Source organism: Hungatella sp. (assembly GCF_046966825.1).
Genome location: NZ_JBKVCZ010000159.1, coordinates 1 through 14,461 on the forward strand (window position 1 = coordinate 1; position 14,461 = coordinate 14,461).

At 51.5% G+C, this 14,461-nt stretch carries 15 protein-coding genes; 1 reads left to right on the forward strand and 14 read right to left on the reverse strand.

All coding sequences use genetic code 11. The features are described from left to right. Positions 1–141 precede the first annotated feature (141 nt). Genes ACLTD4_RS29305 through ACLTD4_RS29315 form a run of 3 tightly spaced genes read right to left on the reverse strand, consistent with a single transcriptional unit; the run spans position 142 to position 2,508 of the window. Positions 142–1,239, reverse strand: a complete 1,098-nt coding sequence (locus tag ACLTD4_RS29305; protein ID WP_117621281.1) for a sensor histidine kinase — start codon at positions 1,237–1,239, stop codon at positions 142–144. Further along, positions 1,236–1,907 carry a response regulator transcription factor gene (locus ACLTD4_RS29310; RefSeq protein WP_002602568.1) on the reverse strand — a complete coding sequence of 224 codons (672 nt, stop codon included), beginning with the start codon at positions 1,905–1,907 and terminating at the stop codon, positions 1,236–1,238. The genes ACLTD4_RS29305 and ACLTD4_RS29310 overlap by 4 nt, the downstream gene beginning before the upstream one ends. Then, on the reverse strand, positions 1,882–2,508 hold the full coding sequence (locus ACLTD4_RS29315) for a hypothetical protein (RefSeq protein ID WP_117621282.1): 627 nt from the start codon (positions 2,506–2,508) through the stop codon (positions 1,882–1,884). The genes ACLTD4_RS29310 and ACLTD4_RS29315 overlap by 26 nt, the downstream gene beginning before the upstream one ends. Positions 2,509–3,104: 596 nt before the next feature. Between ACLTD4_RS29315 and ACLTD4_RS29320 the strand changes: the two genes are divergently transcribed. Beyond that, complete coding sequence (locus ACLTD4_RS29320) at positions 3,105–3,731, forward strand: acetyltransferase (protein WP_117621283.1); 627 nt, start codon at positions 3,105–3,107, stop codon at positions 3,729–3,731. A 17-nt stretch (positions 3,732–3,748) separates the two neighbouring features. Here the strand turns inward: ACLTD4_RS29320 and ACLTD4_RS29325 are convergent, their stop codons facing one another. The 11 genes from ACLTD4_RS29325 to ACLTD4_RS29375 all read right to left on the reverse strand — a co-directional run. Continuing rightward, a complete protein-coding gene (locus ACLTD4_RS29325; protein WP_117621284.1) occupies positions 3,749–4,117 on the reverse strand; it encodes a DUF4180 domain-containing protein in 369 nt (122 codons plus the stop codon). 205 nt (positions 4,118–4,322) lie between these two features. After that, entirely contained in the window at positions 4,323–4,868 is a 546-nt protein-coding gene (locus ACLTD4_RS29330) for a PadR family transcriptional regulator (RefSeq protein ID WP_055653870.1), read from the reverse strand. Positions 4,869–5,196: 328 nt separating this feature from the next. Next, entirely contained in the window at positions 5,197–5,397 is a 201-nt protein-coding gene (locus ACLTD4_RS29335) for a UDP-N-acetylmuramoyl-tripeptide--D-alanyl-D-alanine ligase (protein ID WP_117621361.1), read from the reverse strand. An 85-nt stretch (positions 5,398–5,482) separates the two neighbouring features. Further along, entirely contained in the window at positions 5,483–6,862 is a 1,380-nt protein-coding gene (locus ACLTD4_RS29340) for an MATE family efflux transporter (RefSeq protein WP_081034182.1), read from the reverse strand. A gap of 70 nt (positions 6,863–6,932) precedes the next feature. Further along, positions 6,933–8,339: a sulfatase-like hydrolase/transferase gene (locus tag ACLTD4_RS29345; RefSeq protein WP_117621285.1), complete on the reverse strand. Its 1,407-nt coding sequence runs from the start codon at positions 8,337–8,339 to the stop codon at positions 6,933–6,935. Positions 8,340–8,531: 192 nt separating this feature from the next. Continuing rightward, positions 8,532–8,744 carry a phosphotransferase gene (locus ACLTD4_RS29350; protein WP_117621286.1) on the reverse strand — a complete coding sequence of 71 codons (213 nt, stop codon included), beginning with the start codon at positions 8,742–8,744 and terminating at the stop codon, positions 8,532–8,534. Positions 8,745–8,807: 63 nt separating this feature from the next. Continuing rightward, on the reverse strand, positions 8,808–10,100 hold the full coding sequence (locus ACLTD4_RS29355) for a glycoside hydrolase family 125 protein (protein WP_117621287.1): 1,293 nt from the start codon (positions 10,098–10,100) through the stop codon (positions 8,808–8,810). Positions 10,101–10,171: 71 nt separating this feature from the next. Then, positions 10,172–11,284: a GntR family transcriptional regulator gene (locus tag ACLTD4_RS29360; protein WP_117621288.1), complete on the reverse strand. Its 1,113-nt coding sequence runs from the start codon at positions 11,282–11,284 to the stop codon at positions 10,172–10,174. 185 nt (positions 11,285–11,469) lie between these two features. Continuing rightward, complete coding sequence (locus ACLTD4_RS29365; protein ID WP_055653881.1) at positions 11,470–12,483, reverse strand: glycoside hydrolase family 76 protein; 1,014 nt, start codon at positions 12,481–12,483, stop codon at positions 11,470–11,472. A gap of 44 nt (positions 12,484–12,527) precedes the next feature. Further along, complete coding sequence (locus ACLTD4_RS29370; protein WP_117621289.1) at positions 12,528–13,817, reverse strand: ABC transporter substrate-binding protein; 1,290 nt, start codon at positions 13,815–13,817, stop codon at positions 12,528–12,530. Positions 13,818–13,852: 35 nt separating this feature from the next. Further along, a partial coding sequence (locus ACLTD4_RS29375; protein WP_412331778.1) for a carbohydrate ABC transporter permease occupies positions 13,853–14,461 on the reverse strand: 609 nt, incomplete at its 5' end.

Genomic DNA, 14,461 nt, shown 5'->3' on the forward strand with positions numbered 1-14,461 from the left:
CTTTACGGCTCACACCGTTTGGATCTTCCTCCCATCCGAAACAGGGATAACTGTCCAGATACAGCGATGCAAATGAGGCCGGGACAGACTTTTCCTTGTATTCATATCCCACGTATTCCGCGCCGTCTTTTCTGATTCTTGTCATGATGTCTGTGATTCCTCCTTCTGTGCCAGTGCTGTGCGGGGCAGCGAGACCGTAAAGACGGTGCCCTTCCCCTCTGTGCTGTTCACGGTAATCGTCCCGCCGCTCATCTCCAGGACGCGCAGCACCAGGGCCAGGCCAAGGCCGTTTCCCTCTGTGGAATGGGACGTATCCCCCTGATAAAATTTGTCAAACATATGCTTCATCATCTCCGGCGTCATACCGCATCCGGTATCCCCCACCTCTGTGATGATGCGCTCTCCGTCAGAAAACTGGTGCAGGCTCACCGTTCCCCCCGCTTTTGTAAACTTAAAGGCATTGGACAGCAGGTTGTTCCATACCAGCTCCATAAGCTCTTCATCTGCTTCGATTACGGCACGGTCCTCCATGTCCGCTTCAAAATTAATGTTTTTCTGCTCCCAGACAGCCTCGAAGCCGATGGCACAGTCGCTGAGCTGGCGGCAGAGATCGTATGGCTCCGGCTTCGGCTGTATTTTCTGGCTTTCCAGCTTGTTCAGCTTCAGAATGTTGTAGATCAGCGACGTGAGGCGCTGTGTGCTCGACAGAATCCGGTCTGTATACTCCTGCTGTATCGGCGTCAGTTCCGTGGTGTCAAGAAGCTGCGCATAGTTCTGGATGGCCGCCAAAGGCGTCTTCAACTCATGAGAAACGTTGGCCGCAAAATCATTTTTCAGCGTCTCGATGGATCCCAGCTCCTCCACCATCTTGTTGAAGTCCACAAACAACGCGTCAATATAGTCCATGTCATTGGAGGTATGGCGCTTGGGAATGTAGACGGAAAAATCCCCCTCCGCCACCTGTCTGGCGGCAGCGCTCAGCTTCTTAATCGGGCGGTCAAAATTCAGATACTTTCGCAGGGCCAGCCCGCCGGATACGAAAGCCGCAAGAACAATACAATACAGAAAGTACCATTTTATATAGGGGCCTGATTCCTCCAGTATGAGATGGGCGCCGCCGTAGAAGATCGTCGGCAGCATCATCAGAACCGCCAGCAGAAACACCAGGGCAACATAGGCGGGAAAAAAGAAATAACGGCGGGTGACCCGTGCATCCTCCGTACCATTGTTTATCGTCATAACAGCACCGCCTTATACCCCAGCCCCCGGATCGTCCTGATCTCAAACTCATTGCAGGCGGAAAATTTGTCCCGCAGCTTCGTGATATAGACATCCACGGCCCGCAGACTGGTATCGCTGTCCACGCCCCAGAACTCATCCATCAGCTGGGAGCGGGAAAATGTATGATTGGGGTACGACAGCAGTTTGAACATGATGTTAAACTCCCGCGTGGTCACCGGAATCTCCTGTTCGCCCTGTGTGATCTCCATGGCATCAGCGTCCAGAACCAGACTTCCCACCGTCAGTCTGCGGCTGGCCTCGATATTAGCCCTGCGGAGCAGCGCCCGCACCCGCATCAGCAGTTCGCTTAAGTCCAGAGGTTTGACCATATAATCGTCGATCCCCAGATCGAACCCCCTCTGTTTAAAGGACAGATCGTCTCTGGCACTGACAAACAGAATTGGGATTCTCTTATTCAGCCTGCGAATCGTTTCGGCAAATGCAAAGCCGTCCGTTCCAGGCATCATGATATCAGAAATAATCAGATCATAAAGACTGCTGTACATCTCATCATAGGCACTTTCCGCAGACAGCATTCCTTTCGCCTCATAACCGCAGTTATTTAAGTAGCTGCAGATACTCTGCGTCAGTTTCTCGTCATCATCTACCACCAGTATGTGAATCATAAAGATCGTCTCCCTTCATATTATAGGTGTTTTCCTTATAAGAGTCCTCTCTATGCAGGTCCTCAGCCTCAATCCGGTTGATGCGCCGGATCATATAAACACCGAGCAGGGCCGCACAGATTCCGGTTACCGTTCCCAGAAAACCGTTGACCGACGGATCCTGCGCCTCATCTGCAAACGCAAGAATCGCTGACTGGGTCAGCACCAGCGAGATCAGCGAAGTCCCCAGGCTGATAATCTTCAGCGCGTGAAGCAGAGGGGAATGGTACTTCCGGTATTTTATTACGCCCCATACATTGACACCGATCTCCGTAAAGGTGATCGTTGCAATGGTGATAGCCGTGATCTTTCCATAATTGACTGTTTTCGGATGGCGGATTGTCCAAAGGGAATATGCAACATACAACAGGCTGGCGGCTACCATGACGGCGCCGGCAAGACGGTAATAGAAATACTGATTTTTCCGTTCCTTAGACCGCACAGTTCCTGCCAGGGCGCAGTACCTTGCTGCCGTCATACCCAGGGTATAACAGCCGTTCATGCAGGCAAACACCGAAAGCGACAGCGCGCCGGAGATAATTTTCCCCAGCCCCAGCAGCATGCAAAAAGCGCCTGCCGCCCCGTAATGTGCAGGGACCTGCTGTCGGACGCGTTATAATTTTCCCTGATTCTCTGGCTTCCGTCCCCAATCCACTGGTACAGGATGCGCATCTTCATCCTCCTTTTCCGACTTTTTTTCTTATTATAGCATAGTTTTGTTTCAGTTTTGTTTGAGTTTGAGGTATTCTTGCAATTATCCTTAAAATTTTACTGTCACATACCGTGCACAAGCATCCCGGTCCTTGCTGCAGACCACAAATCCCAGTCTTCCAGCTGCTGCGAGCCTGAAATCCGATCGATCACAGACCATGCCCCGGTCCATTCCAAAGTAATTCAGAGAAACAGCGGCCGATTGTCAAACATTTGTTTGCTTTTTACTTTTATTTATCGTAAAATATACTCAGATAGTAAATCTATTATGAGGTATAAATCTATTACCATCACTGCTAAAATCAAACGATAACCTACATAGGACAGATGGCTATTTTGAATAAGCCCCTGGGCCGATACCAGGTGCAAAGAGTGTGAATCCAGAATTGCGCAGACGCTTAAGAACTGTATTCCTACTGTCTGGCAGACGTCAAAGGGGGATTTGGAATGAAGAGATTATTGATTTGGGGAGCCGGAGACCAGGGAACGGTAACAGCAGAATGCGCTCTGGCAATGAAACGATATGACGTGATTGATTTTTTAACGATCCGTGAAAAGGAACCCCGGCAGATACCCGGCCACAAAATCTATGAGGAAACAGACGAGAATCTCTTTGATATTCTCAGCGCTTATGATGAAGTGATCGTCGCAACCGGCAGCAATGACCTTCGCGAGGCAAAGCTTGCGAAGCTGGCTTCTTTAGGGCTTCACCCGGCATCCCTCCTCCACCCCACAGCGGTGATCAGTCCCTCCGCCGTAATTTCGGAAGGCTGTACCGTGCTGGCCGGAGCCGTAATTAATACAAACGCTTCTGTTGGCATCGGATGCATTGTAAATACCGGAGCTGTCATCGAACACGACTGTGTGATCGAAGACTTTGTCAATATCTGTCCCAGGGCCGCCATGGCAGGGCACACAGAGATCGGCCGAAAAGCATATTTAGGGATCGGATGTACGATCATCGACGATATCAGGGTAGGGGCCGAAACCATAGTGGGGGCCGGCGCCGTTGTCATCCGGGATATTCCGGATCATGCGGTTGTTGCAGGCGTTCCGGCAAAGGCAATCCGATAGACCTGGCTTCTCCGGGCTTACCGTATTTCGGTAAGCCTTTTTACCGCCTCTTCCCGGTCGCTGGTAAAGAACACATCCTTTCCATGATTACTCTCGTATATGAAATCCTTCAGGGGCTTGCTTGTATATCTGGAAAAATCTCCGTAGACCGCGAACTTTATCCCATAATTTATAAACTTCTGCAAGATTTCGCCTGCCAGCCCTGTGCTGAGAATGAAAAATTCTTCTGCGATCGCCTTCTTATTCAGCGCAATCCTTTCACAATCAGTCTCATATTTGATACTCATAATGAAGTCCAGCGCCGACTGTGCGTCCTTGAGAATGCATTCTTCGCTGTAAATGACTGCGGCTTTTGCCTGATTCATCGTTATAATTTCTGTCTGCATACCATATTTCTACCTTTCTTTTGATTTATTGTGGCGATTCATTACTTGTTTGTTCATTAAATGCAGAGATCTATTACCAGGTAATTAATTATTTCGGAAGCGACTGTCCGATAACTACTTGATAAATAACGGTTGACTCCCTGACAACCAACTGATGGGGCCTGGTATTTTCCTCATTACTTCATTTTCATGCATTTTACAGTCGTCATTTCAATGCCTTCAGTCCTTCGCGGAACCGGACAGTCCATTGAAGTTCAGCCTCATAGGACTGGCAGAGATTATCATAGATCTGGTCCCATACATAGTGCTCCTGCTCAGACCGGTTTGGAAAATATTTCTGACGCCGCTTCTCCTCCTGCCGCATTGCAATCTGCTCTCTGACCTGTTCCTCATACCGGGCAAGAAGTTGGTCAATCTTTTCTTTTTCCATCAGTCCGGCCCAGGAAATCTGAATCAGAAACGCCTTCTTAAACTCCGGAATTTCCGGCTCTGTCTCCAGAATCCATGCTTCCAGGGCTGCCTTCCCACTGTCCGTGATCGAATAAACCTTCTTGTTGGGCGCGCTTTCCTGGTACTGTAGCTCGTTTGTAACATAGCCCATATCAAGAAGCTGTACCAATGCTTTATAGATCTGATTGTTATTCCCCGACCAGTACATGACCGGCGAATTCTGCATCATGCGCTTCATATCGTAGCCAGTCATCGGCTTCCAGCTCAGCATTCCTAAAATTGTGTAATCGATTGTTACCATGGTAATAAGCCTCCTTTGTGATGATGAAACGGTCTTTCGGCATTTTAGCCGCTTATCGTTGGGGTTGGGGACGGGTATTGTTGGGTTCACCCATCAATGCTTCCATATGTCATCTCTTTATGTGTCATCCCATTTGTATGTTATCTTTCATCTATGTTACCTTTTGCATATGTTACTTATAACATATAACTATTTACTATGTCAACCCCTTTTATTTTTATCTCCCCCTTTCCCACACACGCGTCAAGAAAAAAAGCAGCCGAACGCCTCCGTCCCAATGACAGAAAACCGTCCAGCTGCATTACTTTCTCTGCAATAGCCTCTACCCCTACCGCCTCTTTATTTCCTCAAAACTCTCCTTATCATACCGCTTGATTTCTCTGTGAAACAGGGAATACCTCAGTCGAAGCTCAATATACTCCCCCTTTTCCCCCCGTTTCACCTTCGGTATTCCATTTATGATATCGCACACCTTCACTTCCGGCCTGCCGCTTCCGATTAAAGTTACCGCACCTCTCCTCTTTTTCATCCTGACCCGGGCACCGTGTCCGGCACGCCGTTTCTGCCCCCTCAGCCTGGAGCGCAGCTGACGGAAAGCAATTTTCAGACGCGCTCTACGCCTCCACAATATTCTGCAGCCATATCCCCTTTTTCACCAGCACGTACCCGATCACGCATTTAATAATCTCGATCATCTGGCATGCGAAATAGAGGGGGACGATCGGCACCGCCGTGTAGCGGCTCAGCACGTAGGCGCACGGAATACTGACCACCCACATGAACACACTGTCAAAGACGAAGGTCACAATCGTCTTCCCGCCGGAACGCAGGGTAAAATACGACGCGTGCAGAAATGCCCCCATCGGCATATACAGCGCAATCACCCGGATAAATGACGTTGCCAGCGCCTTCACTTCATCCGTCGTATTGTAAATCATCGGGAACAGAGGGGCAAGAAGCGCCAGCACAGCGCCGATTCCAAGGCAGAGACACACGGAAAATGCAATCAGCTTCGTATCTGTATCCCGTGCTTCGTCCATCTTTCCTGCCCCAAGCAGCTGGCCGATGATGATGGCCACCGAGTTGCCTAAGGCGAGATACACCACATTGAATACATTTCCGATGGTGGAGGAAATATTAATTCCCGCCACTGCCGCCAGTCCGCGCACAGAGTAACACTGCATTAACGTCGCCATGCCGCCGGCCCACAGAACCTCGTTGACCATCAGGGGCATCCCCTTGATAACGATCTGCCTCACCAGACTTCCGGGTATGTACAGGCTGCGATACGCCCCTGTGATAAATGGATTCTTCTTTTTATGGCAGTGCGTCCACCGAATGACAATCCCAGCCTCGATAAATCTGGATATCACGGTAGCAACCGCCGCGCCTACTACGCCCAGCACCGGCGCGCCGAACTTTCCAAAAATAAGGATATAGTTTAAGACGAGATTCACAAGAACGGCCACGATTCCCGCTTTCATGGGGATAACCGTCTCTCCGCACTCCCTTAAGGTGCTGGTGTAAACCTGCTCGATGCCAAACGGAATCATCCCCACAATCATGACCAGCATGTACTTGCGCCCCTGATCCAGCGCCAGAGCCAGCCCCGCCGCATCCTCTTCACCGTGAAGATACATGGATATAAAACTCTCTCCCCATACCAGAAACAGAAGGCCCGCCACGACGATAATCAGGGCGCTGAAAATAAGCTTAAAACGGAACGTATGGCGCACGCCCTCATGATTTCCACTGCCATAAAACTGCGCGCTGAAAATACCCGCGCCGGAAATCGCCCCGAAAATGCTGATATTAAACACAAACATCAGCTGATTCACGATGGCCACGCCGGACATCTGCTCCGTTCCCACCATTCCGACCATAATATTATCCAGAAGCCCCACAAAGTTCGTGATGCCGTTCTGAACCATGATCGGCACCGCGATCGCGAGTATCATACGATAAAAAGCCCTGTTTCCAATATATTTTTTCATCCGTATATGCTGCGGAATCCGCGTCCGCAGTCCCCCCTTATAACAGTCTCTTAATTGTCTCCAAAGTATATCATACTTTTTCCTCTCTTACAATGCGGGAGCTCTCGAAATCCCCGGTCTTTTCCTCCCACTCCCGGAGCCGTGCCTCCAGCTCCAGACGTTTTTCCCGAAATTCCCCGTTGTGTGCCAGGTTCACCTCTTCCAGCGGATCTTCCGTTAGGTGGTACAGAAGCCACGGCATTCCGTGAAATCTCACATACTTCCAGCCATCCATGGTCACGATTCCACGCCACGGCTGATCCACGCTGTCCGGTCCCCCGTTGGGCGCCACCGACTGGAGATATACGGAATCCGGGATTTCGTCGTGCTTTTCGCTCCGGTTTAACCTGCAGAAGGAGTAATCAAAGCCCTCCATCCAGACTGGCTTCTCAATGCCGCACAATCCCAGCGTGGTCGGGGCGATATCCACATGGTTTATCATCACCCGCTTCACCGCCTTGCAGCCCCTTGTACCGTAATCCAGCGGAATCTCTCCACCAATCAAAAACGGAATTCTCACCGCTTCCTCATAAGGCGTCATCTTTCGGAACTGTCCGTGAGAGCCCATCATGTCTCCGTGATCGCTGAAGTACATGACATGTGTCTGTTCCAGCAGCTTCCTGTCACGAAGCTTACCGATCACCCGTCCCAGATTCCAGTCCACATTTTCAATCATTCCATAGTACCCGGCCAGATCTTCGGCCGCCCGGTCCCTGACCTTTTGCAGCGACGGTACATTCTGCCTGAATTCAACGCTTCCTCTGCTCCTGCCTCCCATAAATTCAGGCGGCGCAATAAACGGATCGTGGGGCGGCTGAACCGAGATCACCGCAAAAAATGGCCGTTCCCTGTCCTCATCCAGATATTGGAGCAAAAGGGCTGTAAGGGCATCGGTCTCATAGCCCTCCAGCTTCTTCATCACCTCGCCCTCCCCCATGTCTCCGTGTACATAGGAATCCCATGGACTGTTGTTATTCTCATATCCCAGCCACTTTTCAAAACCGCCTCTCCGCTCTTTCGGGATTAGATGGAATGCCGCCCGGCCCTCGCTCTCATGGAATCCATCCAGATGCCATTTCCCCAGATAAAGAGTCTCGTAACCATGTTCCCGGAATACACTGGCAACCGTCGGCAGCTTCGGATCCAGCGGATATTCATGGCCCGGCACACAGTGGTGCGGATAGCGGCTTGTCAGCATGGAACCCCGAAACGGGCTGCACAGCGGCATGCCGGAATACGCCATTTCAAAGTCACAGCCGGTGCGGGCCAGCCAGTCCATGTTGGGCGTTGACACATTGGGATCACCGTGAATTCCCATCGCCTGCCCCCTGTGCTGGTCGCTGATGAACCAGATAACATTTTTCCTTCTCTCCTTCGGCTCCTCTTCGGCCGCGTGATTCATTCCAAATCTCGTTTCCTCTCCAACTGATAATCCCATCTTTCCCCTCCATAAATAGTGTCAAACAGTTTTAACACTCTCCCGCACACGCTCAGCACGAGCCTCCGCGGCAATCAGAAAAGCGCACAGATTTCGTTTCCAGCCCTTGCTGAAATCTGTACGCCTTCGCCGCAACCTTCCGTTCTGCCTCCACCTTTGTCCCGGTCTCTCCTCATAAGAACATCCGCAAATCTATTCTTCTAAAATTGCATTCAAGGTGATAAGCGCCTTCCACAGCGCCCATCCTCTCGCTCTGTCAATCGTATCGCTGTGCAGTCCCTGCAAAAAACGCTTTCTGCTTTGGCTGTCAAAAAATGTCCAGGCCATTGCGTAATCACAGGCGGGATCGCCTGTCCCCATAATGACGAAATCAATCACACCGCAAAGGCTTCCGTCCTTTACCAGAAGATTCTCTGGGGAAACTGCGTGTCAATTCATTTACGAACTAACTCTGTTGATATTTCGATCCTATTTCTCTCCAAACGTGAAAAACTCTTCTTCCTTCAGTTTCAGCATCAACGCGGAAAACAGGCTGTTGGCCCAGGCAAACCAGGAGCGGGTAAACCGGGTGGGATCATCTTTGTGGAAGCTCTCATGCATAAAGTTCAGCCCCGCGTGTGTTCCGGCCAGCTGCTCCAGGCAGGCCAGGATCTCTCCCCGGTCAGCCGAGGTCAGCGCGCGCATGACAATCGCGATATGCCATATGTAATCCTCCGGCGTATGGGGGCTTCCCACACCATCCGCGCAGGCGCCGCGATAGTAAAACGGGTTATCCCCGGACAGTATAAATTTTCTCGTATTAACATAGAATTCATCCTCACAGCCGCAGTAATGTAAGTACGGCATGGCTAAAAGGCTGGGAGAGTTGGCGTCATCCATCAGATTATAATGGCCCAGTCCGTCTGTCTCGTAGGCGTACATCTTCCCGCAGCGCGGATGCTCCACCATTCCAAACGCTTCAATTCCCTCCTGGATCTGCTTCCTCGTCTTCGCATATTCCTCTGCCAGGGAAATGTTCTTTAATACCTTCCGGAGAATCTCCTCCCCATACCCCAGCGCAACCACTGCCATCATATTGGAAGGAATCAGATAGCCATACGTGCAGCAGTCATCGGATGGGCGAAAGCCAGACCAGGACATTCCCGTAAGCCCCACCGGATTCCCCAGTCCGCCGCACGGAAGGGTGTCGGTCTCCGGGCAGTCGGACCGCTCAAAGGTATAGGCTGAATTATCATGGTCCTGCTCGGTTTTTACCACCGCTAAGAGTACGGCCATCATCCGCTCAAATTCTTCTGTAAAGATATCGGCGCAGCCAGTCTCCTTCCAGTAGGCATGCGCCAGATAAAGGGGCGCACAGAGGGAATCCAGCTCGTATTTCCGCTCCCATACCCAGTCGTTTAACTGCGTTTTATCCTGGTGGCCTCTGCCGTCCGGAACCTCGTTAAACGCGTTGGCATACGGGTCCGTCAAAATCTGACTCGCCTGTTTTCCTATAATGCCACGCAGAATTGCCCGCAGCTTCTCGTCCTTTGCTGCAAACGGCACGTAGTGCATCACCTGAAAAGAGGAGTCGCGGAGCCACATGGCCTCGATATCTCCGGTGATTACGAAATACTCCTCTTCCCCCAGCTTCTTTACTGTCGTATCAATGGTATTTAAAAAACATGGTTTCACAAGCGGCGCCAGCGGCGGGTACGCTTTCTTATAGTAATTTTCCAGCTCGTCAGCTGTCTCTGTCAGTATTTCCGGTCTCTCTATCATTTTTCCTCCATTCAGCCTGTGAGTGCTCTTGTAAATTTTCTTACACCCATCTTAGTGGCTGCTAAACTGTCTCAGTCAAATTCCTCGTTGCTCGCAGGAATAATCTTATACGGAATCAGCACCGGCTCGATATTCCGGCTGCCATTTAACTGATCTCTCACAAGGGATACACTCGTTTGTCCCATGGCGATCTCGTCCTGGCTGATATGGGTAAATTCCTCTTCCCCGGTTATATTGTCATAGCCGTCGAAGCATACAATCGTATACTTCTCCTCCACGCCCAGCTGCACGAGAGAACTCCGGATGATTCTGGCAATATCGTATTCCACCGCGAAAAATGCCGTGATATCCGGATGGCTTCCGATAAACGCCTTCACCTTATCATAGTCCTCGCGGAGCGATTCCTCCGTGCGGTGGGACGGCAGCGTCGCCTTTAAATCCGTCAGCCACATGGACTCATTCGTGGTCAGACCGTGTTCTAAATGGCTGTCCAGAAAGCCCAGATGACGGTCTGCAATCGTAGGGGTGTCCACTCCGCAGTGGGACGCAAAGCAGATATTCCGGTGGCCCCGGTCCAGGAGCCAGTCCGTCAGTTCCCTGGCCGCTTTCTGGTTGTCCGTCCCCACGTACGATACCGGAACGCCTTTCAGCCTCCGGTCTAAAAGTACGATGGGGTACTCCTCCACCGCCAGTTTCAGCACAGTCGAGTTAAAATTCTCTCCGTGCACGCACATGATGATGATCCCCTGTGCGCCCAGGGAAAGCATCCGGTCCACTGCCCGGCTCTCCTCCTCCCTGCTGCCATTGGTACAGTGAAGCACCATGTAATATCCCAGTTCCCTGCAGGTCTTCTCAATTCCCAGAATCAGCTTATACCCGTAGCTGCCGCCAAAACCGTCCATGATCACACCGATCACCGGAGAATCCGTCTTTGTCTCCTGCGGAAGCGACTCTGCCGCCTGCTCCCAGGAGTCATTGACAAATGATCCCTTCCCCGGCATCCGGGTGATAATGTTCCGCTCCGCCAGCATATCCATCGCCTTTTTTCCTGTTATCCTGCTCACATTATAGATTCCACACAGTTCTTTCTCAGAAGGGAGCCGCACACCGGTCTCATACTTCCCTGACCGTATGTCATTTAATATCTCCAGATAAATTCTTTCATATAATGGCTTTCCCTTCATGACTTCCTCCATTCTTCACACAACCTGTGCGCAGACGGGCCAAGGAGAAGAAAGCTCCCCTTCCTTCTCTTTCAGCCCCGCCGTTTTCTATCATTTCATCCAGACTGCATGGTATTATATAAATGATATATCATTTATATAATACCATGTGTCCTTACAGGAGTCAAACGGCTCCCGCTCCCTGGTCAGCACCTTGCTGCCATCTCCATCACCATGATTCCGCTCAGATGCTGGGCCAGATCCACAGTGCCTGTCTCCGGCTCATCCCAGCTGCCGCCGATCAGCCCCTCCCGGTTCATTCCCCGGCTCGCCACAGTCTCCGCGTGGAAGTGAATCATCTCCCGGATCTCGGGCTCATTTTTCTTCTCCGCATAGAGTTCACGGCAGTAACGGAAGAAAATCCCCCGGAACAGCCCGCAGTCATCCGGTCCCTCATATGGGATTAAACCGCCGTGGCTGTCGGCCAGCCTCCGTTTCGCCTCCCGAAAGGTGGCAAGCGCCATCTCGTAATACGCCTCATCCTTTGTAATATGGTAGTACTCCAGAGCTGCCTGCATAAATACGCCCTGACAGTACGTAAACTCCCACTCATAGTCTACTTTTCCGTCGCCCAGACGGTTGATCCCGTCCCAGACAAATCCATTGTCAGGATCCACCAGATGGCGTAAGTTCCACTGAAAGATCCGCTCGCCCCACTCCAAATCCTCTGGCCTTCCAAATCTCTGGTATAAACGGAATGCCAGGATCGCAGCCGGTGCGTTGGCCGGCGTATTTTTATAATCCAGCTGCTTTTTCTGCCAGGCCAGTCCGCCGCCCATGTGGTCATTCCAGGCCGTCTTCACGTCTTCCCAGATCGTAAATACCTGGTCTCTGCATGCGTCGTTTTCCGTCACATCCCAGAGACGCAGAAGCGCCAGGGCGATCCACTCCATGTCGTCATACCAGTTGTGGAGAAAGGTCTGGTGATTGGCGTTCCAGGTACCGGTCAGCTCCTTCCTGATCCGTTCCATATAGACGCCATCCCCGGTGCGCAGGTATCCGTCCAGCAGGGCGTCCACCGTATGGGCATGCCACCAGTATACAAAGGCTTCCTCCTCTTTTCTCGGAAAATGGTGCTCATAATACTGCTTCTCTTCGTCCCAGTAACAGCGCTCCAGCGCTTCCTGGGCCAGGTTTAATGCATCGTTTAAGTTTGCCATCGTTCTGTCTCCTCTTTATTCCTGCGGGAAGCGTAACCTACAGCTTACTTGGAAGCCGCTTCCGCCAAAATCTTATCGCCCTGTTTCTGAGCCGTGGCCAGAACCTCCTCTGCGGAGAGCGTTCCGCCCACAAACAGATCCAGCTGCGGCCAAAGTGCCAGGCCTTCCACATCGGAGTATCCCGGAACCGGCATTCTCGTCGTAGCATACAGCATGGTCCTGGAAAATACGGATAAAATCTCGTCGTTCATGAAGTAATCGTCTGCCGCCGCATTTTTATTGGCTGGAAGATTGGCACTGAGCTTCGCAAATTCCACACCATTTTCCGGCTGTGTCGTCCACCATTTGATGAAGTCCCAGGCGGCATCCGGATTCTTTGCCTTGCTCGGTATTACCAGGCCAAATCCGCCCATAATCGCGGACCGCACTCCTCCGGGTCCCTCGGGCTGTTCCAGTACACCGTAGGAGATTCCCGACTCATCTAAGGATTTGAGCGCCCACGGCCCGTTGAAGCAGATGGCTACCTTGCCTGCCTTAAAGCCGTTTCCTCCGAAGCCATCCTCGAAGCCCAGCTCATAGACCTTCTCCTGATTCAGCAGTTCATCCCAGTAATTCAGCACAGCCAGTCCCGCTTCGGAATTGAATGCGGTAACCGGTGGCGTCACCGTATCATCCACCATTTTTCCGCCCGCCTGGAGAATCCAGTTATTGAAAAGCCCCGGATCCGACAGGGAAAAACCGGACTGTTCCAGCTTTCCGCCTGCATCTCTCTTTGTAAGTGCCGCTGCGGCGGTCTTTAAGGCATCCCACGTGCTGATTTCCTCCGGATTCACTCCGGCTTCCTTTAAAAGGTCTTTATTATAGAAGAGAATTCTCGTATCCACCGTCAGGGGAACGCCATACTGTTTGCCGTCGTTACCCTTCATTTCTTCGACTGTGGGCTGGTAAAACTGATCCATATCCACCCTGTCGCCTGCTATGTAGTCATCCAGCGGCATAAACGCTCCCTTTGCGGCGTATGTAGCCGTGGTAAAACGGTCCCACATGACGATGTCCGGCACGTCCCCTCCGGCGATGGCGGTGACTAGCTTCTCCTCCATACTGTCCTGTACTGCGTATGTCACGTGGTACTTCTCCTGGGAATTGTTGTAGTTCTCAGTCATCTGGTTGATGTACTCCACTGCGTCACCGCTCATGGAGCCCCACATGGTCACTTCCTGCTTTCCAGCCGCCTCAGAGCCCTTCTCACCATTTCCGCCATTGCCCGTGCTGCATCCGGCCAGCAGACCTGTCGCTACCGTGGCCGTCAGAACGGCCGCCATTAACTTCTTCATATTCGTTTTCTCCTTTTCTCTGGTTTGAATATTATTTATTTTCCTCCGCTGAAGGCAATTCCTTCCACGTAGTATTTCTGTGCAAATAAGAACAGCAGGACCATGGGCAGGGTGGCGATCACCGTGCCTGCCATCAGCGGGCCATACTGGGTGTCATACTGGTACTGAAATGTGGCCAGCCCCACCTGAACCGTCTTCATCTTATCGGAGTTCAGCACGATGAGAGGCCACATAAAGCTGTTCCAGCCCGACTGGAATGTCATGATCGCCAGCGTAATGGCCGCAGGCTTGATCAGCGGAAAGTAAATCTTCGTAAATATCTTAAACTCTCCGCAGCCATCGACTCTGGCAGCCTCGGCCAGCTCATCCGGCAGCGTCTCGAAGAACTGCTTCATAAAAAACACTGCAAATGCCCCTACCGCGCCCGGAATGATGATGGCAAAGTAGCTGTTGATAAAACCATTTCCGCCTTGTCCGAATAAGTTGTTGCCTCCCACCAGAGGGAAGAATTTTAAGACAAGGAACTGGGGAATCATGGTGGCGACCGCCGGGATCATCATCGACGACAGCAGGATCAGAAACGACACCTTTCTTCCCTGAAATTTAAGCTTTGCAAACCCGTATCCCGCCAGCGCACCGAAGAA

Bases quoted from the DNA above. Each gene is read 5' to 3' on its own strand.
- ACLTD4_RS29305 (WP_117621281.1), bottom strand. From the start codon at position 1,239: ATGACGATAAACAATGGTACGGAGGATGCACGGGTCACCCGCCGTTAT.
- ACLTD4_RS29330 (WP_055653870.1), bottom strand. From the start codon at position 4,868: ATGGTAACAATCGATTACACAATTTTAGGAATGCTGAGCTGGAAGCCG.
- ACLTD4_RS29320 (WP_117621283.1), top strand. From the start codon at position 3,105: ATGAAGAGATTATTGATTTGGGGAGCCGGAGACCAGGGAACGGTAACA.
- ACLTD4_RS29325 (WP_117621284.1), bottom strand. From the start codon at position 4,117: ATGCAGACAGAAATTATAACGATGAATCAGGCAAAAGCCGCAGTCATT.
- ACLTD4_RS29370 (WP_117621289.1), bottom strand. From the start codon at position 13,817: ATGAAGAAGTTAATGGCGGCCGTTCTGACGGCCACGGTAGCGACAGGT.
- ACLTD4_RS29310 (WP_002602568.1), bottom strand. From the start codon at position 1,907: ATGATTCACATACTGGTGGTAGATGATGACGAGAAACTGACGCAGAGT.
- ACLTD4_RS29340 (WP_081034182.1), bottom strand. From the start codon at position 6,862: ATGAAAAAATATATTGGAAACAGGGCTTTTTATCGTATGATACTCGCG.
- ACLTD4_RS29335 (WP_117621361.1), bottom strand. From the start codon at position 5,397: ATGAAAAAGAGGAGAGGTGCGGTAACTTTAATCGGAAGCGGCAGGCCG.
- ACLTD4_RS29355 (WP_117621287.1), bottom strand. From the start codon at position 10,100: ATGATAGAGAGACCGGAAATACTGACAGAGACAGCTGACGAGCTGGAA.
- ACLTD4_RS29315 (WP_117621282.1), bottom strand. From the start codon at position 2,508: ATGCTGCTGGGGCTGGGGAAAATTATCTCCGGCGCGCTGTCGCTTTCG.
- ACLTD4_RS29345 (WP_117621285.1), bottom strand. From the start codon at position 8,339: ATGGGATTATCAGTTGGAGAGGAAACGAGATTTGGAATGAATCACGCG.
- ACLTD4_RS29365 (WP_055653881.1), bottom strand. From the start codon at position 12,483: ATGGCAAACTTAAACGATGCATTAAACCTGGCCCAGGAAGCGCTGGAG.
- ACLTD4_RS29360 (WP_117621288.1), bottom strand. From the start codon at position 11,284: ATGAAGGGAAAGCCATTATATGAAAGAATTTATCTGGAGATATTAAAT.